This window comes from Amycolatopsis umgeniensis (assembly GCF_014205155.1).
In the GTDB taxonomy this organism is placed as follows: domain Bacteria; phylum Actinomycetota; class Actinomycetes; order Mycobacteriales; family Pseudonocardiaceae; genus Amycolatopsis; species Amycolatopsis umgeniensis.
Genome location: NZ_JACHMX010000001.1, coordinates 7,405,376 through 7,426,507, shown reverse-complemented (window position 1 = coordinate 7,426,507; position 21,132 = coordinate 7,405,376). Strand labels below are relative to the sequence as shown.

Sequence of the window (21,132 nt, the reverse complement as noted above, 5' to 3'; positions counted from 1 at the left end):
CGAAAATCGGATGCGACCGTTCGCGAGGTGGTGTCTGATCACGGACATGGCGATCATCGTGGAGAAGCCAGGCGTCGACGGGCTGGTCGAGGCCGTGGCCGCGTTGCGGGACTGGCAGTCCGAAGGGGTGGCGTGGCAACTGCATCCCGGTGACCTCGGCTGGTTCTGGCGCTCGGGGGCGGAAGCGACGGCCGCGGCGGTCCGGATCTGGCGCCGGGACGGCCGGATCCTCGCCGTCGGACTGCTCGACGGAGCCGACCTCCTGCGGGTCACGACCGCGCCGGACGTTCGCCGGGACGAGGAACTGGCGCGGCGGCTGGCCGACGACGTGATCGCACCGGAGCGCGGTGTCCTGCCCGCCGGGAAGGTGTCCGTCGAGGCACCGAAGGACGCGCTGCTCCAGGACCTGCTGCCAGGGCACGGCTGGCAGGTCGACGAGGAGCCGTGGACGCCGTTGAACCGGGATCTCTCCGAGCCGGTGAAGGCGCCGGACCTGCGGATCGAGACGATCGGACCGGACAAGGCCGCCGTGTGGGCCGACGTGATCGGAGCGGCGTTCGACGGATCGACGTTCACCGCCGGGAAGTGGCAGGCGATGGCGGCCGGAACGCCGTACGCCGACGGCCGATGCCTGCTCGGGTACGACGATCACGGTGACGCCATCGCGGCGGTGGCCGTGTGGTCGGCCGGTCCGGGCAAGCCCGGGATCCTCGAGCCGATGGGCGTGCACCGGGATCACCGCGGGCACGGTCACGGCAAGGCGATCACCCTCGCCGCGGCGGCCGCGCTCCAGGAGCTCGGGTCGTCGAGCGCGGCGCTGGGCACGCCGAGCTCCAACGTCGCCGCCGTCGAGACCTACAAGTCGGGCGGGTTCCGTGCGCAGCCCGAGGTCTGGGACCTGACCAGGGGCTGAAGGGGACTTTCAGGCTCCGTAAACAGCTTCAGGAACCGGAGCCTCGGCCAGCAACTCGGCCACGACCGGCCCGAGTTCGGCGGGCGCCCATCGGGATCCCTTGTCCCGCACCGTGCCGTGCCGCCAGCCTTGCGCGATCGAGACGCGTCCGCCGTCGACCTCGAACACCCGGCCGGTCACGCCGGACGACTCCTCGCTGCCGAGCCACACCACCAGCGGTGACACGTTTTCCGGGGCCATGGCGTCGAAACCGGCCTCCGGCGCGGCCATGTCGTCGGCGAACGCCTCTTCGGTCATCCGCGTGCGGGCGGCCGGGGCGATCGCGTTCACGGTGACGCCGTAGCGCCCGAATTCGGTGGCCGCGACCAGGGTGAGGCCCAGGATCCCGGACTTCGCGGCCGCGTAGTTCCCCTGCCCGACACTGCCGAGCAGACCCGCGCCGGAGCTGGTGTTGATCACCCGAGCGGCCCGCGTCCTGCCCGCTTTCGACTCCGCCCGCCAGTACTCGGCGGCGTGCCGTGTCGGCGCGAAATGCCCCTTCAGGTGGACGCGGATGACCGCGTCCCATTCGTCCTCGCCGAGGTTGACCAGCATCCGGTCGCGCAGGAAACCCGCGTTGTTGACCAGGACGTCCAGCCCGCCGAAGGTTTCGACGGCCGTCCGCACCAGTGCCGCGGCACCGTCCCAGGAAGCGATGTCGTCGGTGTTCGCGACGGCCTTGCCGCCGAGCGCCTCGATCTCGTCGACGACGTCCTGCGCCGGCCCCGCCGATCCGCCGCTGCCGTCGATCCCGGCGCCGAGGTCGTTCACCACCACCCGCGCGCCCTCGGCGGCGAACGCGAGCGCGTGTGCCCGTCCGATGCCGCGACCGGCACCGGTCACCACCACGATCCGGCCGTCGGCGATCCCGCTCACACCGGCTCCTTTCGTTCTTTGACCATCGAATTGGAAGCGGCGAGGAAAGCAGGAACCTCTCCCCCGCCGTGCACGGTCAGGCAGGCACCGCTGACGTAGGAAGCCAGCGGGGACGCCAGGAACACCGCGCAGGAACCGATTTCGTCCGGTTCGGCCAACCGTCCTAACGGGACTGTCGCGCCCACGGCCTCGATCCCGGCCTCGTCGCCGTAATGCAGATGCGAGTGCTCCGTCCGCACCATGCCGACGTCGAGAGCGTTGACCCGCACCTTCGGCGCCCACTCCACGGCGAGTGTCGCCGTCAGGTTGTCCAGGCCCGCTTTCGCCGCACCGTAGGACGCCGTCCCCGGCGACGGTCTCGTCGCGCTGACACTGCTGATGTTCACGATGACGCCGCCGTTTTCCTGGCGCTGCATGATCGTGTTCGCCGCGCGGGCGACGGTCAACGGCGCCAGCAGGTTCAGCGCGACGATCTTCTCGTGGAATCGCGGTGACGCGTTCGCCACCTCGGCGAACGGCGCGCCGCCCGCGTTGTTGACCACGACGTCGAGCCTGCCGTGACGCCGGACGATCTCGTCGACGAGCGCGTCGACTTCACCCGCGTCCCGGACGTCGCACGAAATGAACGTCGACGCCCTGTCCTCGGCGCGGACCGGGCGCTCGGGTTCGGTGCGGGCGCAGGTGACGACTTCGGCACCGGCACGCAGGAAAGTCCTGGTGACACCGGCGCCGACGCCGCGTACCCCGCCGGTCACCAGCACCACGGCGCCGTCGAGCCGGAGTTCGAGAGCCATACCGGGCCTCCTTCACGGTCGCTGTACCCGGGCCGGACGTCCTGCTAACGTACCAAGCAAGTGCTAGGTTTGGTAGCTGTGGAGGGTGCCCGATGACCGTTTCCACCCACTCACCGGAGCCAGGCATCGCCGTGGTCACGGTCGACGCGCCCCCGGTGAACGCGCTGAGCGTGAAGGGGTGGTTCGCCCTCGCCTCCGCCGTCACCGACGCCGGGCGCGATCCCTCGACGCATGTCGTGGTGCTGCGCGCGGAAGGCCGCGGGTTCAACGCCGGGGTCGACATCAAGGAGATCCAGCGCGATCCGGGCTACGGCGCGCTGATCGGCGCCAACGAAGGCTGCGCGGCGGCGTTCTCCGCCGTGTACGACTGCGCGGTCCCGGTGATCGCCGCGGTGCAGGGCTTCTGCCTCGGCGGCGGGGTCGGCCTGGTCGGCAACGCGGACGTCGTGGTCGCCAGCGAGGACGCGACCTTCGGGCTCCCCGAGGTCGATCGCGGCGCGCTGGGCGCGGCGACGCATCTCGCGCGGCTGGTCCCCCAGCATCTGATGCGGGCCTTGTACTACACGGCTTCGACGATCACCGCGGCCCAGTTGCACCACCACGGTTCGGTCTACGCCGTGGTCTCCCGGGAAGAACTCGACGAGACCGCGCTCGGCGTGGCACGGCAGATCGCGGCGAAGGACACCCGCGTGATCCGCGCGGCGAAACAGGCCATCAACGGCATCGACGTCCAGCCCGTGCATCGCAGCTACCGCTTCGAGCAGGGATTCACCTTCGAACTCAACCTGGCGGGCGTCTCCGACGGCGCACGCCAGGAGTTCCTGGACGGTAAGGGGAAGTGATGGCCGACAAGCGGATGACGCCGGACGAGATCGTCGCCGAACTCGAGGACGGCATGACGATCGGGATCGGCGGCTGGGGCTCCCGGCGCAAACCCATGGCGCTGGTGCGCGCGATCCTGCGCTCGCCGGTCAAGGATCTCACCGTGGTCTCCTACGGCGGCCCGGACGTCGGGCTGCTGGCCTCGGCGGGCAAGATCAAACACCTCGTCTTCGGTTTCGTCACCTTGGATTCGATCCCCTACGACCCGTGGTTCTCCCGGGCGCGGGAAACCGGGTCGATCACCGTCACGGAGTACGACGAGGGTGTCTTCGGCACCGGTCTTTCCGCTGCCGCGCAACGACTTCCGTTCCTGCCCACGCGTGCGGGCCTCGGCTCCGGCGTCATGGACCTGAACCCTTCGTTGCGCACCGTGCGATCCCCGTACGACGACGCCGAAGAGCTGCTGGCCGTGCCCGCACTGAAGCTCGACGCGGCCTTCGTCCACCTCAACCGCGCGGACGCCCGGGGCAACGCGCAGTACCTCGGGCCGGATCCGTACTTCGACGAACTGTTCGCTCTCGCCGCCGACAGGTGTTACGTGTCCACGGAAAAGATCGTGGAGACGGCCGAACTCGCCGAAGCGGGGCCGGTGCAAAGCCTTTTGCTGAGCCGGATGCTCGTCACCGGGGTCGCCGAAACCCCGAACGGCGCGCATTTCACCACCGCCGTCCCGGATTACGGACGCGACGAGCGCTTCCAGCGCCACTACGCCGAGGCGGCCAAGGATCTCGAGGCGTGGCCGAAATTCGTCGACCGGTTCCTGTCCGGGGACGAAGCGCGCTACCAGAAGGCCGTCGCCGAATTCGGGGAGTCCGCATGAGTGACGCAACACGCGCCGAGATCGCCGTCGTGGCCTGCGCCGAACTGTTCCGCGGAGACGGCGAAATCGTGGTGAGCCCCATGGGTTTCATCCCGTCGCTGGGCGCGAGACTCGCCAGGCTGACCTTCGAACCGGACATCCTGCTGTCCGACGGCGAGGCGTATCTGATGACGCCCGAAGCCGTCGTCGAGGGCTGGCAGCCGTTCCGCAAGGTCCTCGACACCGTGGTACCGCGCGGAAAACGCCATGTGGTGATGGGTGCCAACCAGATCGACGGTGAGGGCAACCAGAACATCTCGGCGATCGGCGACCATTCCCGGCCCAAGAAGCAACTCCTCGGCGTGCGCGGCGGACCGGGCAACACGGCCAACCACCGCACGAGCTACTGGGTGCCGAGGCACAGCAAGCGAATCTTCGTCGACCAGGTCGACATCGTCTCCGGCGTCGGGTACGCCAGGGCTCGCGAGGCGGGTTTGCGCTATCACGACGTACACCGTGTCGTCACCAACCTCGGCGTCCTCGACTTCGGCGGCAAGGGCCACGCTCCGAGGCTGATTTCCGTGCATCCGGGGGTCTCCGTGGACGAGGTCGTCGAGGCGACGTCGTTCCCGCTGATCACCGACGGGGTCGCGGAGTCCCGGCTGCCGACAGAGGCCGAGCTGCTCCTGATCCGGACCAGCCTCGACCCGAAGGCCAAGCGGGACAAGGAAGTCCCGTCGTGAAGACCGCGCTGACCGCACTGGCCGGGATCCGGCACCCGGTCGTGCAGACCGGGATGGGCTGGGTCGCCGGACCGCGGCTGGTGTCCGCGACGGCGGAAGCGGGCGGCCTCGGCATCCTCGCGTCCGCGACGATGACCTACGACGAACTGGCGGCGGCGATCAAGGAGGTCAAGAGCCGCACGTCGCGGCCGTTCGGCGTCAACCTCCGCGCGGACGCCGAAGACGCCCCTCGCCGGGTCGAGCTGCTCATCAGCGAGGAGGTCCGGGTCGCTTCTTTCGCGCTCGCGCCCAAGAAGGACATGATCGCGCGGCTCAAGGACAATGGCGTCCTCGTGGTCCCTTCGGTCGGCGCTGCCAGGCACGCGGAGAAGGTCGCGGGCTGGGGTGCCGACGCCGTCATCGTGCAGGGCGGCGAGGGCGGCGGGCACACCGGCGGCGTCGCGACGACCCTGCTGCTGCCCTCGGTACTGGACGCCGTCGACATCCCGGTGGTCGCGGCGGGCGGCTTCTTCGACGGCCGGGGGCTGGCCGCAGCGCTGGCCTACGGAGCGGCCGGCGTCGCCATGGGCACCCGGTTCCTCCTGACCCGGGAAAGCACCGTCCCCGACGAGATCAAGCAGGCGTACCTCGCCCGTGACCTCAACGGCACCGTCGTCACCCGCAAGGTGGACGGGATGCCGCATCGCGTCCTGCGGACGGAACTGGTCGACGCGCTCGAGTCCGCCGGGCCGGTGAGCGGGCTCGCCCGCGCCGCCCGCAACGCGGCGAAGTTCCGGAAGCTGAGCGGACTGTCCTGGCGTTCGCTGGCCACCGAAGGGCTGCGGATGAAACGCGGCGGCGACCGGACGTGGTCGCAGGTGCTGATGGCCGCCAACACGCCGATGTTGCTGCGCGCCGGGCTGGTCGAGGGCGACCGGAGCGCCGGGGTGCTGGCGTCCGGGCAGGTCGTCGGCCTGCTGGACGACCTGCCCGCGATCGGCGAGCTCATCGAAACGATCGTGGCCGACGCCGACGGCATCCTGCGGCGGCTGGCCTCCGGATGAGGGGGCGAGCCCGCTGTGCTTGACTTCGGCCATGATCTCGGAGAGTCGTTGTCCGGTCGAGGACGGTGAGCTGTACGTCCGCAGCACCGGCGAAGGGCCGCTGCTGCTCCTGATCGCCGGTGGGCTGGGTTCGGCGGACACCTTCCGGGCGATGACGAAGCTGCTCGCCGACGACTACACCGTCGTCACCTACGACCGGCGCGGCCACTTCCGCAGCACCGACACCAGCACCGGCCCGGTCAGCGTGCCGAAGCAGGCCGAAGACGCGTACGCCGTCCTTCAGCACGTCGGCGGCGGACCCGCGAGCGTGTTCGGGACCAGCGCGGGCGCCCTGATCGGCCTCGACCTCGTCGCCCGGCACCCGGACGCGGCGACCACGCTGGTCGCCCACGAGCCCCCCGCCATCCAGCTGCTCCCGGACGCGCTCGGCTGGCTCGACGAAGCCAACGCCCAGGTCCGGCTCGCGCAGGCGGGCGATCTGATGGGCGCGTTCAAGCGCTTCACCGACGGGATCGCGGGCGCCGCGCTGCCCGAACTGCGCGCGATCCGGCTGCCGAACGAAGAGGACTGGAAGCGGCTGTTCGGCCGCGAACTGGCCGAGATCCTCGACTACCTTCCCGACTTGCGAGCGCTGCGGCGGGCGAGGACCGAGATCTTCCCGGTGGCGGGCGTCGGCAGCCGGGGGCATTACCACTACCATCCCGCGAAAATCCTCGCGCTGGAGCTGGGGCTGCCGTTCACGGAGATGCCCGGCGCGCATCTGGCGCCCCAACGGAATCCGGCCCAGTTCACCGAAGCGCTGCGGGATCTCCTCGAGGGCTGAGGGTCACGCCATCAGGGGCAGTTTGCCGACCAGCTTGTCGATCCGGTTGCGCGGCCCGACGATGCCGATCGCGCAGAAGTCCATCTCCTCGGTCGGGATCTCCTTCATCGTCGCGAGGAAGTCGGTGTAGACGCGGATCTGCTGGGCGATCGCGGGCATGTCGGAGACGTGGCACCCCGGCGAGGCCGCGGCCTTGGCGCGGATGGCCCGCAGCTTTTCCGCGTCGGCTGTCAGGATCGAGCAGCCGACCCACGGCAAGCCGGTGTAGTGCTCTCCGCCCGCGTCGACAGCTTCGTCACCCAGAAGACCGGTCACGGCCTTCGTGGTGGCGACGGCGGTGCAGACCGCCGCGTTGACCGCGCGGCCGGGCGGCAGCTCGCTGTTGACCACGATGACCCACTTCAACCTGGCGGCTCGGGTGGACGCGGCGAAGTCGATCTCGTCGGGGGCGAACCCGATGGCCGTACCGTACTCGGACATTCAGCTGGTCTCCTGCTCACATCAACGGATGAACAACGCCAAGCTAAGAGGACATACGAGTAAGGTCCACCGTGTTCGTACTTAATCCGGCGAGAGGGCTGAAATGGCGCGCTTGGACGAACTTGATAAGGCGATCCTGGCGCAACTCCAGTCGGACGCACGGAAGACCAACCGCGAGGTGGCCGCCGCGGTGGGCGTTTCGCCGACCACAGCGCTCGACCGCACCCGTGCCCTGCGGGAACGCGGCGTGATCCGCGGCGCGCTGCTGGACGTGGATCTGCCGTCGATCGGCCGCGGGGTGCAGGCGCTCATCGCGGTGCGGGTGCGCCCGCCCTCGCGGCAGAACATCGAGAACTTCCGGAACTTCGTCAACGCGCTGCCCGACATCGTCGGGCTCTACGTGACCACCGGGACCGAGGACTTCATCCTGCACGTCGCGGTGCCCGACAACGACAGCCTCTACGCCTTCGTGATCGACAAGCTGACCGAGCGGCCCGAGGTGGCCGACGTGCGCACCTCCATGGTGTTCGAGCACAGCCGGCGCACCCGGATCACCCCGGTGGACAAGTGAGCCTCTACAGCTCCCGGATGACGCGTGCCGGGTTCCCCGCGGCGAACACCTTCGACGGCAGGTCGCGCGTGACGACGCTGCCCGCGCCCACCACGGTGTCGTCGCCGACGGTGACCCCGGCGCAGACGATGACCCCGCCGCCGAACCAGACGTTGTTCCCGATGGTGATCGGCGCGGCCGATTCCCAGCGCTGCCGCCGCGACTCGTGGTCCTCCATCGGATGCAGCGCCGTCAGCAGCTGGCAGCGCGGCCCGATCGAGCAGTCCGAGCCGATCTTGATCGGGGCGCAGTCGAGCAGGATGGCGTCGTAGTTGAGGAAACTGTTGGCGCCGATCTCGATCAGATAGCCGTAGTCGCACTGGAACCGCGGCATGATCCAGGAACTCTCACCGAGTTTTCCCAGCAGCTCACGCAGAATCGTGTCCCGCTCACCGGTCTCCTCGGCGCCCGTGCCGTTGAACCGGTCCACGAGCGCCTGCGCGCGCCTGCGATCCGCGACCAGTTCGGGGTCGTTGTCCCGGTACAGCTCACCGCGCAGCATGCGGTCCTTCTGCTCACCCATGCCGCCAACCTACCGAAAAAGCCCTGCCGGCGAGCTTCCCTCGGGAAGCCCACCGGCAGGGCGGGTGAATGCTGCGGAGCTTTCTTCAGTTGTGTCGATCGGTTTCCGAGTAGGGCCGGCCCGGCGGGTGGGTGAGGTGTAGGGGGGGGACCCGCCGGGCCGGAGTATCTTCCTCCTGTTCGCCGGTTCTCGCTTGGCGTTGAACGGCCCCGGCCGTCGGAGTGCGCCGAGGACGACTGTGACCCGATCGATTCGGGAATCTCTGGTGGAGTTGTCCTGAGGAAAACGATAAACCCGATCAGCCCTGATTGCCATGGTGATCCAGGTCACTTTAGGACTTAAAACCGTTGGGGCACAACAAAGTCAACCGAACAGAAAGTACATTGTGGACTCGTGATCCGCGCTTCATTCGCGGCACTCACGGCCCTCGTTGACGCACTCGACGAGGCGATCCATGATCTGATTCGGCATCACGTTCGCGAAATCGTCGTGGTCGGAGAAGGGGTTGTGATCCTCCTCGGGGAACGAGTCCACTTTGTACTGCCCGTTGACCTGGATCTGCCGTGGGATCTTGTAGGTCAGCGAGATGGTGAGCTCCGGGACGGCGGTCAGGCCGTTCGCGCACTCGCCGTTCTCGTTGGGGTACTTGATGTGGTCCCGATGGTTCTCGCTGTCGATGTTGTTGCCGTCGAGACAGCTCGGGAACGTGTGCACCCGCTTGACGTCACTGCCCTGAGGACAGATCGGGTACTGCTTGATGACGCGATCCTCGAAGCCGGTACAGGTCCAGCTTTCCCGCGCGTTGGCGGGCCCGTTCGCGGTGACCTTCGCGTCACCGTAAAGGATACGGAGGAACTTCGGCATCTCCTTCACCTTCTCCCGGGCGTTGCCCTTGAAGGTGATGTCGACGACGGCGGGACGCTGGATCTCGCCGTCGTTGCCGGCGAGTTCGTTGTCCGCGTTCGGCTCGTCCAGTTCGGCCTGATCCTGGTCGTCGTTCTGGTTGTCGTTCTGGTTGCCCTGGTTGCCGTTCCGGTTTTCGTCGTCCTGATTCCGGTCACGGCCCTGCCGGTCGCCGTTCTGATCGCGGCCGCCCTGGCGCTGCTGGTCCCGGCCACCCTGATCCTGCTGCCGGTCACCTTGCTGCTTGCCCTGGTTCTGGTTCTGGTCGCCCTGCTGCTGTTCGCCTTCCTCCTCGGTGTCGATCCGCACGACCGGCCAGAAGTACGCCGATTCGTCACCGTTGCGACAGGTGGTACCGGCGCCCAGCAGGCTGTTGTTGTTCGAATCCGCGTTCGTCGAAAGGTTTCCGACGTAGTCGTGCAGATGCTGGGCACCGTTGCGGATACCCGGCTGCGCGATGAAGTTGTCGGGATTGAAATGCCCGTTCTCGTTCTTGCCGCAGTCGACGGTGAACGAGCCCGTGGACGCGTTCTCACCCTGCTCCGGCTTGTCGACGTTCGGCTGGACCTTGGTGATGTCCACGAACTGCGACTTGTCCACCTCGTCCGCGGAGGCCTTGTCGGAGTCGCCGGTCGTGGTGGACACCACCAGTCCGCCGACCGCGATCGACAGGCCCAGCAACGCGGTCGCGATCTTGGTCCTGCGGGCGATACGATGGCGCCCTTGATTTCGTGCCATTGACTTGCTCACCTCATTCGTTTCCGGGCACGCGGGAAAACCACTCGCACCCAGTCATGAGTCACGCATTTGTCGAATACGCCGATTACCGAATTCGCGGCGAACCTGCTGTTCGCCCGCCGAGGGAGATCCGGCTACTGAGAGATACGGTTCCGGCCGGGGGTCGGTTCAAAACGCGATCCCGCCGTTATATTTCCGTTATAAACTTACCGGCGCACGATGGCCAGCACGGTGCCGTCCTGTTTGTGGACCTCGAAGCGTTCGATGTCGGCCTTCTGCAGCGCCGTCGAACCGGTGATGACGAGGGGGTCCGGGGAACCGGGGACGCCGTAGCCCTTGGACGGCACGCTCCAGTTGTTGACGACGTAGGCCTCTCCGCCGTGGGAGTAGGCGAACAGCTGGCAGGTCATCGGGCCGACGAGGCCGCGCAGTTCGAGCTCGACCGCGCTGCCCCATTCCTTCTCCTGGACCGTGACCTCGGCGGCGACCGCGTTGCCCGCCTCGGACCAGCCGAACGGGGCGGCGCCGCCGTCCGGGCCGGGCTTCCCGGTCGGCGACAACGGCACCACCGACGTGACGACGGTGGGCGCGGCCTGCGTGATGACCGGTTCACGGTCGGTGAGCGAAAGAACGACGAGCGGTCCGCCGACGACGAGCACGAGTACGGCGGCGGCCGTCGCGAGCCGGATGACCTTGCGACGGCGGCCCGCCTTGGCGGCGTCCGCGAGCAGCATCCGCAGCACTCGCGGCCCGGGGCCCTTCACGGGCGGATCCGGCCAGCTCTTCTTGACCATGTCCAGGATGTCGGGCAGGTGGTACATCTCCACGAGCTCGACCTGGCACTCGGGGCACTCCAGCAGATGCGCCTCGAACCCGGCGTGATCCTCCTCGCCGAGAACGCCGAGGACGTAGGCGGCGATATCCGTGTGCGGCGCTCCGGACACCTCGCTCACCCCCGCTCCTGCAACGCCCTGCGCAGCGCGCGCACAGCGTGGTGGATCCGCGATTTCACCGTACCCGGCGGAACCCCGAGCGTCGCCGCGACCTCGTTCACGGTGCGGTCACGCAGGTAGGTCTGCTGGACGGCTTCACGTTGCTCCGGGGAAAGATTGCGCAGGGCCTCGTAAACGATCATGGCCGCGAGCGTTTTCTCCGATTCGTCCGGCACTCCGATCGAATCCGACTCGAGTTCCTCCACCTCTTGAGGGCGGGCGCTCCGGCTCCGCCAGCCGTCGATGACGATGCGCCTGGCCACGGTGAAGAGCCAGGCACGCAGCATTTCCGGCTGCCGGTCGAGCTTGCCGGCGTTGCGCCACGCCTTGATGAGCGTCTCCTGGACCACGTCCTCGGCCCACTGGCGATCGTGGCCGGTCAACTTCAGCACGAACGCCATCAGACTCGATCCGAACTCCTGGTACAACGCCCTGATGAGGTCGTCATGCCCGTTCGACGCGGGTTCATGATCGACTATTGGCTGCAGTATCCGAGAGTGGCGTCCCACGCGGCACATCTTTGTGGGATCAGGGGCGATAAGTCCAGTACCAAAACCGTTCCGGCGCGGTTCTCGCCGCATGTGAAAGTTTTTTGAACCGTTCTCGACTCGTGACCGTATCCCCTACCGAAGACCCCGACCCGGCGCTGTCCCCCGCACCGCCGAATCCACTGTGGATCTTGACTGTCCACAGTGTACTCAACCCTGCCTGCGCACCGTCACCCCGCGGCGACTGCGCACTCCTCTGGCCCCGACAGGAGGATTTCCGTGAACCCCGTGTCACGCTCGGTCATACCTCTGACCCTCATCTTGGCCGTGGTCGCGTCGACCACGGCCTGCACCACCGGTACCGCGGGACCGAACGGCACTCCGGGCGCGGCCCCCGCCGCCGGTACGGCGGAAATCCCCGGAATGCCCGACCCCGCCGCCGAAGTGGCGCCCGGTGTCACCGCGGCGATCCTGTTCGACCTCGGACCGATCGTCACCGACACAGGAGGCTTCACGCTCTACCGCTACGACAAGGACACGGTCAACCCGCCCAAGTCGAATTGCGCCGAAACCTGCTCGCGGACCTGGATTCCCGCCAAGGCGGACGGCGACCTCGTGGTGACCGGCATCGATCGCGCGCTGGTCGGCGCCGTGACCAGGGACGACGGCACCGAGCAGATCACGCTCGCGGGCTGGCCGCTCTATCGCAACGCGAAGGACGCGATGCCCGGCAACACCGGCGGGCAGGGCGTCGACGACGCGTGGTTCCCGGTCAAGCCCGACGGGACGAAAGTGCTGCTCACCGCGGACACCTGGCAGGCCGATGACCTCGGCATCTGACACCCCCGGCGCGTTCTCCCGCCTCCTGGTCGTCCTGCTGACGATGGCCGCGGTGACGCTGCTCGGCCCCGCCGACGACGCGCGCGCCCAAGAACTCTCCCCGGCGGACAAGAACCTGATCGTCAACGTCAAATTGGCCGGGTTGTGGGAAATGCCCGCCGGGATGTGGGCGCAGGAACGCGGGAAGAGCAAGCGGACCCGCGAAGTCGGCCGGACGCTGATGATCGACCACGGCAGGCTCGACACCGCGACGCACGGCATCGCCGACCGGTTCGGCATCACCCTGCCGACCGAACCGTCGGATCAGCAGTCCGCGTGGCTCGGCGAGATGAAGGCCGCCCGTGACGACACCGAGTTCGACCGGATCTTCGCCAACCGGCTCCGGTACGCCCACGGTGTGCTGTTCCCCATCATCGCCCAGGTCAGGGCGGGTACCCGCAACGACGTCGTCCGCGACTACGCCACCACGGCCAACCAGGCGGTGCTGCGGCATATGACCCTGCTGGAGAGCACCGGCGTCGTCGATCAGTCGCTGATGCCGGAAGCGCCCGTGCCGCAGTCGAATTCGGCCAACTCGGCGATGGACGTCGGTTTCGGCGACTTCGCCCTCGGCCTGCTGCTCGCGGTGGTGCTCGGCGGCGGGCTGTTCTTCGCCATCCGGACCCTGCGCAGCAAGAACACCCGGACCCGCAAACGCGCGGCCGCCGCCGAACCGGAACTGGTTCCCAGTGCCCCAGGAGAGATCAATGTATGACCAGTGGTCCGAGGTGGTGATCGTCCTGACCCAGAAAACCGACACCGACCCCGGCATCAAGGGCATGGCGCAGACCTCCGCCCGGATCTCGTACGGCTTCATGTGCCTCACCCTGTGCTGGGGCGTGTTCACCGCGACCGGCTGGATCAAGTCGCTGACCGGGCGGAAGGCACTGCGCAACTCACATATGGTGCTCGGCATCCTGACGCTGTCGTTCGGCGTCGTGCACGCGATGTCGTTCCTGTTCCTGCCCGACGGTTTCACCCTCGCGCAGATCTCGATCCCGCTCCTGCCGGGCACGCTGGCGCGGCACGAACTCGGCGTCGTCGGGCTCGAGGTGATGATCGCCGTCGCGCTGACCGGCGGGATCAGCCGGTTCAGTTCCTACCGGCGGTTCCTGTGGATCCACCGGCTCGCCTATCCGGCGGTCGCGATCACGGCGCTGCACGCGTTCTTCGGCGCCATGGCCAACGGGCATCTCGGCCTCCTGTGGTTCGGCGGGATCACCCTGCTGGTCCCCGCGGTGCTGCTGACCGCGCTGCGGTTCACGCCCACCCGGTACCTCGAACGGCTGGGCCTGGTCGAGGAACTGGTCTGACGAGCCGCGAAACGACTTGGAGGAACGAAAAAATGATCTTCGGAAGCGTACGGCGCGGCACTCGCGTCAGCGTCGACAACGAGCGGTGCGAGATCTTCGGCTTCTGCGAGATGGAAGCGCCCGCGACGTTCAAGATCGGGCCGGACGGCAAGCTCCGCATCCGCCGGATGGTCGACCGGGACGGTCTGGACCAGGCCATTTCCGCCGCCAGGCTCTGTCCGAAACAAGCCATCAGAGTCAAGGGAGAAGGAGCGTACGACGATGAGTGACGGAGATCGGATCGTCATCGTCGGTGCGGGCGTCGCCGGGCTCCGCTCCGCGGAACGCCTGCGGGAACTCGGTTTCGACGGCGAGATCGTGCTGGTCGGCGACGAGCCGCGCAAGCCGTACCACCGGCCGATGGTGTCGAAGGAACTCGTCACCGGCGGCGTGAAACCGGTGGCCGCGAGCCTGGAGCCGTACCTCGACCTGGACGTCCACTGGCGGCTCGGCACCCGCGCGACCTGGCTCGACACCAAGGAACGCACGGTGCACCTGCCGGGCGGGGAATCCCTTTGGTACGACGGACTGATCGTCGCCACCGGCGTCTACCCCCGGCATCTGCCCGGCTCGCCGCGCCACGACCCCCGGGTCCGTGTGCTGCGCACCGTGGAGGATTCACTCGCCGTCCGGCGGGCTTTGGGGAACAGCAACAAATCCGTCGTGGTGATCGGCAGCGGCCTGATCGGGAACGAGTTCGCCGCGTCGATGCGGTACATGGGCCGCGACGTCACGCTCATCGGCCACGCGAAAGCGCCTCTGCACCGCTTCGGGGAGCGGATCGCGTCGGCGCTCACCAAGGAACACCAGCACCACCGCGCCAAGCTGGCGATGAACACCGAGGTGCGGAACTGGATCAGCACCAAGGAAACGGTCGGGCTGCACCTGACCAACAACCAGTTCCTCGTGGCCAGCTGCGTGGTGCTCTCGATCGGCAGCGTGCCCGCCGTGGACTGGCTGCGCGGCTCGGAGCTGACCATCGACGACGGCGTCCTGTGCGAATCGACCCTGTTCGCCGTCGGGGCGGAGGACGTCGTGGTCGCCGGCGACGTCGCGAAATGGCCGAACCTGCGGATCGACGAGACCCCGCGCCGGGTCGAGCACTGGATGAACGGCGTCGAATCCGGGCGCGCGGCGGCGGAAAGCCTGATGCTGGGCCGGGGCAACGCGCGGCCGTACACGCCGCTCCCCCGTGCCTGGTCTTCGCTGTACGACGCGCGGCTGCAGACCGTCGGGATGCCGTCGCTGGGCAAGGACACGATCGAACTTTCCGACGGGGTCACCGGTTTCGTCCGCGACGGCAGGCTCATCGGCGCGGCGGGCTGGGACCGGCCGAAGGCGATGATCCACTGGACCGCCGAACTCGACCGGCGGCTGCCGGTGCCCGAGCCGGTGTTCCCCACGCCCGCTCCCGCGGAACCGTCGTTCGCGGCTTCCGCCGCTTCGGGTGCCTCAGGCGAGCCGGCGCCGATCGGGGAGGACATCCTCGCCCCGTTCGAGCGGGACTTCCTGTCCGACACCCCGACCGCGGCCGTACCCGCACAGGAGGAGATGCCCTGGGCTCGCGTTCCCGCCGGGTGACCCGGGTTCGCGACCGGACCGGGGCCGCGCGCGGCGGCCGCGGTCCCCTCAGGTGGCGGTGGGTTGCTGGGCCTCCGCTCCCACCGCCACCCCCTGGGGACGCCGGGAGGATTCGGTACCGACGGTGATTCGGGCTCCGCCGGTACCGCCCTCCGGGCTCCCCGCATCCGGTCGGGGCCCTTCCGGGCTTGACTCACCTGGAAGGGCCCCGATCTACGCGGCGTCGGCCTCGTGAGTGGCCGCGTCAGGTGTCGCGAAAGCCACTTTCAGGACATCAGACGTCCCGAAAGTGGCTTTCGCGACACCTGAAGTCGGCCGGGTCACGAGGTCGGGGCTTTCACCACCACGGTGTCGTCCGGTCCGACGACACGTCCGTCCGCGGCGTGGACCTCGAGCCCTCGCAGCGGACGCCCGCCGTCGCGGTCCACCAGTTCCGACCGCGGTTCGCCCGCGGTGAAGAAATGCGCCTCGCCCCATTGCCGCAGCGCGACGATCACCGGGAACAGGTCGCGGCCCTTGGCCGTCAGGACGTACTCGCTGTACGTGCTCCCGTCCGAAGCCGGGACCACGTCGAGCACCCCGTGCCCGACGAGCGCCCGCAGCCTGGCGGAGAGGATGTTCTTCGCGACGCCCAGGCTCCGCTGGAACTCACCGAAGCGCCGGACGCCGTCGAAGGCGTCGCGCACGATCAGGAGTGACCACCAGTCGCCGATCGTGTCGACCGAGCGTGCCACCGGACACGGGGCTTCGTCGAACGTCGTCCTCTTCACCATGGTTGCATCTTACAACCGCAGTGCTCTACCGTCGCCAGTGGTAGCAAGTTGAAACCATTGGGAGGGATTCGTGCGTCGCGCAGTCGTCCTGTTGTTCGCCGTGGCCGCCGGGACGGCCGTCGCCACGATCTACTTCGCCCAGCCGTTGCTCGTCACCATGGGCGCCGAGCTCGGGATCGCCGCGTCGACCGTGGGCGGCATCGTCACGCTCACGCAGTTCGGCTACGGACTCGGCTTGTTCCTCCTGGTCCCGCTCGGCGACCTGCTCGACCGGCGGCGGCTCGTCGCCGGGATGCTGACACTGCTGGCGATCGCCGAGCTGGTCGCGGCGACCGCCGTGAACGGCGTGGCGCTGCTCGCCGGGATGGCGGCGATCGGCGTGCTCGCGGTGGTCACGCAACTCCTCGTCGCGTTCGCCGCGTCGCTGGCCGACCCCGTCGGACGCGGACGTGTGGTCGGTCTCGTGACGACCGGCGTCGTCCTCGGGATCCTGCTGGCGCGCACGGTTTCCGGCACACTGGCCGACCTCGCGGGCTGGCGCTCGGTGTACTTCGCGTCCGCCGCCGTGACCGTGCTGATCGCGATCGTGCTGTACCGCGTGCTGCCCGCCTCGGTCCCCGCCGGAACGGACATGACCTACGGGAAGCTGCTGCGTTCCACGGTGTCGCTTTTCGCGCGGGAGCCCGTCTTCCGGACGCGTGGAACGCTCGCGCTGCTGATCTTCGCCGCGTTCGGCACCCTCTGGAGTTCCGTCGCCTTGCCGCTCAGCGAGGACGGCCTGTCACACACCGCCATCGGCGCGTTCGGGCTGGCCGGGGCGGCGGGCGCGCTCGCGGCGGCACCCGCCGGACGGCTCGCGGACCGCGGCCGGGCACAGTGGACGACCGGGCTGGCGTTGGGTCTGCTCCTGTTTTCGTGGGTGCCGCTCGGTTTCACCCGCGTGTCACTGTGGGCGCTGGTGGCGGGCGCGATCCTGCTCGACCTCGCCGTCCAGGCCGTGCACGTCACGAGCCAGACGCTGATCTACCCGCTCCTGCCGGACGCGGGCAGCAGGCTGATCGGCGGGTACATGATCTTCTACTCGGCCGGCAGCGGCCTGGGCGCCATCGGCTCCACGGCCGTCTACGCCGTCGCGGGCTGGACCGGTGTCTGCCTGCTCGGCGCCGCCTTCAGCGCCTCGGCACTCGCCGTGTGGAGCGTCAAAGCCGCTCGATGATCGTGACGTTCGCCGTTCCGCCGCCTTCACACATCGTCTGGAGCCCGTAGCGCCCGCCACGCCGTTCGAGTTCGTGCAGCAGGGTCGCGAACAGTTTCGTCCCGGTCGCGCCGATGGGGTGACCGAGCGCGATACCGCCGCCGTTGACGTTGACGCGGTCCGGATCGGCTCCCGTCTCCTCGATCCACGCCAGGACGACACTCGCGAACGCCTCGTTGACCTCGAACAGGTCGATGTCGTCGATGCCCAGCCCGGTTTTCCGCAGCGCGTGCGCGGTCGCCGGAATCGGCCCGGTCAGCATCCACACCGGATCGGCCGCCCGCACCGCGAGGTGATGGATCCTGGCGCGCGGGGTGAGGCCGTGTTCCTCGACGAACTTCTCCGACGCGATGAGTGCCGCGCTGGCGCCGTCCGAAATCTGGCTGGCCACGGCGGCGGTGATCCGCGAACCCTCGCTCAGCGGCTTCAGCCCGGCCATCCGTTCCAAGCTGGTGTCACGCCTGGGCCCCTCGTCCAGGCCGACACCGGCGAACGGCGCGGTTTCGGCGGCGAACCGGCCTTCGTCGATGGCCGCGACCGCCCGCTGATGGCTCCGGAAGGCGTACTCCTCCATCGCTTCGCGCGTCAGATCCCAGTGCTCGGCGATCATGTCGGCACTGCGGAACTGCGAAACCTCGACGCTGCCGTACCGCTCCTGCCAGCCCTTCGAGCCGGAGAACGGGTCTTCGAAGCCGTACTCGCGTCCGGCCAGCATCGCCGCGCCGATCGGGATGGCACTCATGTTCTGCACGCCGCCGGCGAGGACGAGGTCCATCGTCCCGGACAGCACAGCCTGCGCGGCGAAATGCACGGCCTGCTGGCTCGAACCGCACTGCCGGTCGATCGTCACACCCGGCACGTGGTGCCCGAAGCCCGCCGCGAGCCACGCCGTCCGCGCGATGTTCCCGGACTGCGGCCCGAGGGTGTCGCAGCAGCCGAGGATGACGTCGTCGACCAGGTCGGCATCGACGCCCGCCCGTTCGACGACGGCTTGGATGACGTGGGCGCCGAGGTCGGCGGAATGGACCCCGCTGAGCGCTCCCCCGCGTTTGCCGACCGGTGTCCGGACGGCGTCCAGTACGTAGGCCTCAGCCACGGCGCCTCCTCTTTGTCGCGATTCCGTCCAAAAGGATCCCGAGGTACTGCTGGGCGACGTCGTCCGCGCTCAGCGATCCGTCGGGGTTGTACCAGCGCACCGCCACCCAGACGGTGTCGCGGATGAACCGGTAGGTGAGTTCGACGTCGAGGTCCTCACGGAACACGCCCGCCGCGATGCCGTCGGTGAGGATCGCGTTCCACAGTTTGCGGAATTCGGTGTTGCGGTCGTTGAGGTAGTCGAACCGCGGCAACTGCATCAGGTGCTTCGCTTCGGATTGGTAGATCGCCACCTCGGCGGGCCGCCGGTGAATGGATTCGAACGACGCCACGACGACGGCCTCGAGCGTTTCCCGCGGCCCTCTGCCTTCCGCGACGATCTCGGCGTAGGCGCCGAAAAGCTCGTCGAGGAATCCGGTGAGGATCTCGTCGGCCATCGACTCCTTCGAGTCGAAATGGTGGTAGAGGCTGCCCGAAAGGATTCCCGCCGCGTCCGCGATGTCCCGCACGGTGGTGGAGACGTAACCGCGCTCGGCGAACAGCTTCGCCGCCAGAGCGAGCAGTTCGGCGCGGCGGGACCCTGGGCTGGCTTTCATCGGAACCTCACGCATGCTGGGAACTCACGGACACGACCTCGCCGGTGAGGTACGACGAGTACTCACTGGCGAGGAACACCATCACATTCGCCACCTCCCAGGGTTCCGCCGCCCTCCCCGAGACCTCGCGCGCGGTGAGTTCGGTGAGCAGTTCCTCGCTGGTCACCTTGGCCAGGAACGGATGCATCGCCAGGCTCGGCGCGACGGCGTTGACCCGGATGCCGTGCTCCGCGACGTCGACGGCCGCGCACCGGGTGAGCGCCATGACGCCCGCCTTCGCCGCCGCGTAGTGCGCTTGCCCGGCCTGCGCGCGCCAGCCGATCACGGACGCGTTGTTGACGATCACCCCGCCGTCGCCCTGCGCGATGAACCGGTTCACCGCGGCCCTCGTCGCGCGGAACGTGCCGTTGAGGGTCACGTCGATGACGCGCGCCCATTCTTCGTCGGCCATGTCCACGATGGACTTGGTGCCGCCCAGACCGGCGTTGTTGATGAGCACGTCGACGCGGCCGTAGTGTTCGGCGGTGCCGTCGATGAGCGCTTGCACCTGGTCTTCCTGTGTGACGTCACAAGGAATCGCGTGGACGTCGCCGAGTTCGGCGGCCTTCTCGCCCAGGCGCCGCTCGTGCCAGTCGCTGATCACGACGCGGGCGCCTTCCTCCAGCGCGCGTTTCGCCACGGCGGAACCGATCCCGGTGCCGGCCGCCGCCGTCACCACGACCACCTTGTCCCGCAGGAGGTTCGCCCCCTCGGGGTACTTCGGAACCGGAATCACGGTCGCACCTCCCTTGGCAGGCCGAGTACTCGCTCGGCGATGACGTTGCGCTGGATTTCGTTGGAGCCGCCGTAGATCGTGTCGGCGCGGGTGAAAAGGAAGAGCCGTTGCCAGGCGTCGAGCCCGTCTTCGGCGAGCATGCCGCGAGCGCCGCGGACGAGCATCGCCAGTTCCCCGAGGTCGCGGTGCCAGTTCGCCCAGACCAGTTTGGACACCTCCGCCACTCCCGGCGACGAGTCGCCCAGTGTGCGGATCGCGTGTGCCCGCATGACTTCCAGGCCCACCCAGGCCCTGTCGATCCGCTCGGCGACGACCGGGTCTTCCGGCGCGATCCTGGTGAGCTCTTCGAGTTCGCGGCGGAAGCCGACCTGCTGGCCGAGCGTCGCGACCCCGCGCTCGAAGGCGAGGGTGCCCATGGCGACCCGCCAGCCGTCGCCGGGTTCGCCGACGACCAGGTCCTTCGCCGTACGGGCGCCGTCGAAGAAGACCTCGTTGAACTCGGAGGTTCCGGTGAGCTGCTGGATCGGCCGCACTTCGACGCCGGGCTGTCTCATCGGAACGAGCAAATAGGACAGTCCTTTATGGCGTTTCGAACCCGGCTCGGTGCGGGCGAGGACGAAGCACCAGTCGGCCACGTGCGCGAGCGACGTCCACACCTTTTGGCCGTTCAGCACCCATTCGTCGCCTTCGAGGGTCGCCGTGGCCGACACCGCGGCGAGATCGGAACCGGCGCCGGGTTCGGAATAGCCCTGGCACCACAGCTCTTCGACGGCCACGATCGGCGGCAGGAACCGCTTCCGCTGTTCCGGTGTACCGAAAGCGATCAGGGTGGGGCCCAGGAGTTCCTGGGCCAGGTGGCTCACTCTCGCCGGGGCACCCGCTCGCGCGTACTCCTCGTGGAAGACGACCTGCTGTTCGAGCGTCGCGCCCTGCCCGCCGTGCTCGACCGGCCAGCCGACGCAGGTCCAGCCCGCCGCGGCGAGCCGTCGTTCCCACTCCACGCGTTCTTCGAAGGCCTCGTGTTCGCGCCCCGGACCGCCCAAGCCGCGCAAACCCGGCGGCAGGTTGTCCGCCAGCCAGGTGCGCACACGGTCGCGAAAGCCGTCCTCTGTCACGCACGCCTCCTCTAGCCAAACCAGAGCCTGCTGCGTAGGCTACCCTACCAAGCACTTGCTAGGGA

At 68.5% G+C, this 21,132-nt stretch carries 25 protein-coding genes; 13 read left to right on the top strand and 12 right to left on the bottom strand.

Annotated features, from left to right (window positions below):
- Positions 1-46: 46 nt before the first annotated feature.
- Positions 47-913, top strand: coding sequence for a GNAT family N-acetyltransferase (locus tag HDA45_RS34645; protein ID WP_184902568.1), 867 nt, complete (start codon positions 47-49; stop codon positions 911-913).
- Positions 914-922: 9 nt separating this feature from the next.
- Here the strand turns inward: HDA45_RS34645 and HDA45_RS34640 are convergent, their stop codons facing one another.
- Positions 923-1,828 carry an SDR family oxidoreductase gene (locus HDA45_RS34640; protein WP_184902566.1) on the bottom strand — a complete coding sequence of 302 codons (906 nt, stop codon included), beginning with the start codon at positions 1,826-1,828 and terminating at the stop codon, positions 923-925.
- Positions 1,825-2,622, bottom strand: a complete 798-nt coding sequence (locus HDA45_RS34635) for an SDR family oxidoreductase (protein WP_184902564.1) — start codon at positions 2,620-2,622, stop codon at positions 1,825-1,827. Before HDA45_RS34635 ends, HDA45_RS34640 begins: the two co-directional genes overlap by 4 nt.
- Positions 2,623-2,714: 92 nt before the next feature.
- Between HDA45_RS34635 and HDA45_RS34630 the strand changes: the two genes are divergently transcribed.
- Genes HDA45_RS34630 through HDA45_RS34610 form a run of 5 tightly spaced genes read left to right on the top strand, consistent with a single transcriptional unit; the run spans position 2,715 to position 6,912 of the window.
- Positions 2,715-3,464 (top strand): enoyl-CoA hydratase family protein, encoded by a 750-nt coding sequence (locus HDA45_RS34630; protein WP_184902562.1) that lies wholly within the window; start codon positions 2,715-2,717, stop codon positions 3,462-3,464.
- Entirely contained in the window at positions 3,464-4,324 is an 861-nt protein-coding gene (locus HDA45_RS34625; RefSeq protein WP_184902560.1) for a CoA transferase subunit A, read from the top strand. Before HDA45_RS34630 ends, HDA45_RS34625 begins: the two co-directional genes overlap by 1 nt.
- Entirely contained in the window at positions 4,321-5,046 is a 726-nt protein-coding gene (locus HDA45_RS34620) for a CoA-transferase subunit beta (RefSeq protein WP_184902558.1), read from the top strand. Before HDA45_RS34625 ends, HDA45_RS34620 begins: the two co-directional genes overlap by 4 nt.
- Complete coding sequence (locus HDA45_RS34615) at positions 5,043-6,089, top strand: nitronate monooxygenase (protein ID WP_184902556.1); 1,047 nt, start codon at positions 5,043-5,045, stop codon at positions 6,087-6,089. The genes HDA45_RS34620 and HDA45_RS34615 overlap by 4 nt, the downstream gene beginning before the upstream one ends.
- 31 nt (positions 6,090-6,120) lie before the next feature.
- Complete coding sequence (locus HDA45_RS34610) at positions 6,121-6,912, top strand: alpha/beta fold hydrolase (protein ID WP_184902554.1); 792 nt, start codon at positions 6,121-6,123, stop codon at positions 6,910-6,912.
- A 3-nt stretch (positions 6,913-6,915) separates the two neighbouring features.
- Here the strand turns inward: HDA45_RS34610 and HDA45_RS34605 are convergent, their stop codons facing one another.
- Entirely contained in the window at positions 6,916-7,392 is a 477-nt protein-coding gene (locus HDA45_RS34605; protein ID WP_184902552.1) for a DUF2000 domain-containing protein, read from the bottom strand.
- A gap of 103 nt (positions 7,393-7,495) precedes the next feature.
- Here HDA45_RS34605 and HDA45_RS34600 point away from each other — a divergent pair, with 103 nt between their 5' ends.
- Positions 7,496-7,963: an Lrp/AsnC family transcriptional regulator gene (locus HDA45_RS34600; RefSeq protein ID WP_184902550.1), complete on the top strand. Its 468-nt coding sequence runs from the start codon at positions 7,496-7,498 to the stop codon at positions 7,961-7,963.
- 4 nt (positions 7,964-7,967) lie between these two features.
- Here the strand turns inward: HDA45_RS34600 and HDA45_RS34595 are convergent, their stop codons facing one another.
- The 4 genes from HDA45_RS34595 to HDA45_RS34580 all read right to left on the bottom strand — a co-directional run bounded on the left by HDA45_RS34595 (position 7,968) and on the right by HDA45_RS34580 (position 11,667).
- Positions 7,968-8,525: a sugar O-acetyltransferase gene (locus tag HDA45_RS34595; RefSeq protein WP_184902548.1), complete on the bottom strand. Its 558-nt coding sequence runs from the start codon at positions 8,523-8,525 to the stop codon at positions 7,968-7,970.
- Positions 8,526-8,930: 405 nt separating this feature from the next.
- On the bottom strand, positions 8,931-10,166 hold the full coding sequence (locus HDA45_RS34590) for a DUF1996 domain-containing protein (RefSeq protein ID WP_184902545.1): 1,236 nt from the start codon (positions 10,164-10,166) through the stop codon (positions 8,931-8,933).
- 206 nt (positions 10,167-10,372) lie between these two features.
- A complete protein-coding gene (locus HDA45_RS34585; RefSeq protein ID WP_184902543.1) occupies positions 10,373-11,119 on the bottom strand; it encodes a zf-HC2 domain-containing protein in 747 nt (248 codons plus the stop codon).
- The gene (locus tag HDA45_RS34580) at positions 11,116-11,667 is read right to left on the bottom strand and encodes a sigma-70 family RNA polymerase sigma factor (protein ID WP_034317190.1); all 552 of its coding nucleotides are present in this window, start codon (positions 11,665-11,667) and stop codon (positions 11,116-11,118) included. Before HDA45_RS34580 ends, HDA45_RS34585 begins: the two co-directional genes overlap by 4 nt.
- A 258-nt stretch (positions 11,668-11,925) precedes the next feature.
- Between HDA45_RS34580 and HDA45_RS34575 the strand changes: the two genes are divergently transcribed.
- Genes HDA45_RS34575 through HDA45_RS34555 form a run of 5 tightly spaced genes read left to right on the top strand, consistent with a single transcriptional unit; the run spans position 11,926 to position 15,458 of the window.
- Positions 11,926-12,486, top strand: coding sequence for a hypothetical protein (locus HDA45_RS34575; RefSeq protein WP_184902541.1), 561 nt, complete (start codon positions 11,926-11,928; stop codon positions 12,484-12,486).
- On the top strand, positions 12,470-13,240 hold the full coding sequence (locus HDA45_RS34570) for a DUF4142 domain-containing protein (RefSeq protein WP_184902539.1): 771 nt from the start codon (positions 12,470-12,472) through the stop codon (positions 13,238-13,240). Before HDA45_RS34575 ends, HDA45_RS34570 begins: the two co-directional genes overlap by 17 nt.
- Complete coding sequence (locus HDA45_RS34565; protein ID WP_184902537.1) at positions 13,233-13,838, top strand: ferric reductase-like transmembrane domain-containing protein; 606 nt, start codon at positions 13,233-13,235, stop codon at positions 13,836-13,838. The genes HDA45_RS34570 and HDA45_RS34565 overlap by 8 nt, the downstream gene beginning before the upstream one ends.
- Positions 13,839-13,870: 32 nt before the next feature.
- Positions 13,871-14,107, top strand: coding sequence for a ferredoxin (locus HDA45_RS34560; protein WP_005164337.1), 237 nt, complete (start codon positions 13,871-13,873; stop codon positions 14,105-14,107).
- A complete protein-coding gene (locus HDA45_RS34555; RefSeq protein WP_184902534.1) occupies positions 14,100-15,458 on the top strand; it encodes an NAD(P)/FAD-dependent oxidoreductase in 1,359 nt (452 codons plus the stop codon). The genes HDA45_RS34560 and HDA45_RS34555 overlap by 8 nt, the downstream gene beginning before the upstream one ends.
- A gap of 320 nt (positions 15,459-15,778) precedes the next feature.
- On the opposite strand, the gene HDA45_RS34550 is transcribed toward HDA45_RS34555, so the two are convergent.
- Complete coding sequence (locus HDA45_RS34550) at positions 15,779-16,231, bottom strand: winged helix-turn-helix transcriptional regulator (RefSeq protein WP_184902533.1); 453 nt, start codon at positions 16,229-16,231, stop codon at positions 15,779-15,781.
- Between the two features lie 70 nt (positions 16,232-16,301).
- Between HDA45_RS34550 and HDA45_RS34545 the strand changes: the two genes are divergently transcribed.
- Entirely contained in the window at positions 16,302-17,447 is a 1,146-nt protein-coding gene (locus tag HDA45_RS34545) for an MFS transporter (RefSeq protein WP_184902530.1), read from the top strand.
- On the opposite strand, the gene HDA45_RS34540 is transcribed toward HDA45_RS34545, so the two are convergent.
- Genes HDA45_RS34540 through HDA45_RS34525 form a run of 4 tightly spaced genes read right to left on the bottom strand, consistent with a single transcriptional unit; the run spans position 17,431 to position 21,067 of the window.
- Entirely contained in the window at positions 17,431-18,582 is a 1,152-nt protein-coding gene (locus HDA45_RS34540) for an acetyl-CoA C-acetyltransferase (RefSeq protein ID WP_184902529.1), read from the bottom strand. The two genes, HDA45_RS34545 and HDA45_RS34540, sit on opposite strands and share 17 nt — an antisense overlap.
- Complete coding sequence (locus tag HDA45_RS34535) at positions 18,575-19,177, bottom strand: TetR/AcrR family transcriptional regulator (protein WP_184902527.1); 603 nt, start codon at positions 19,175-19,177, stop codon at positions 18,575-18,577. Before HDA45_RS34535 ends, HDA45_RS34540 begins: the two co-directional genes overlap by 8 nt.
- Positions 19,178-19,184: 7 nt before the next feature.
- Complete coding sequence (locus HDA45_RS34530) at positions 19,185-19,952, bottom strand: SDR family oxidoreductase (protein WP_184902525.1); 768 nt, start codon at positions 19,950-19,952, stop codon at positions 19,185-19,187.
- Positions 19,949-21,067, bottom strand: coding sequence for an acyl-CoA dehydrogenase family protein (locus tag HDA45_RS34525; protein WP_184902522.1), 1,119 nt, complete (start codon positions 21,065-21,067; stop codon positions 19,949-19,951). The genes HDA45_RS34530 and HDA45_RS34525 overlap by 4 nt, the downstream gene beginning before the upstream one ends.
- Positions 21,068-21,132: the final 65 nt, after the last annotated feature.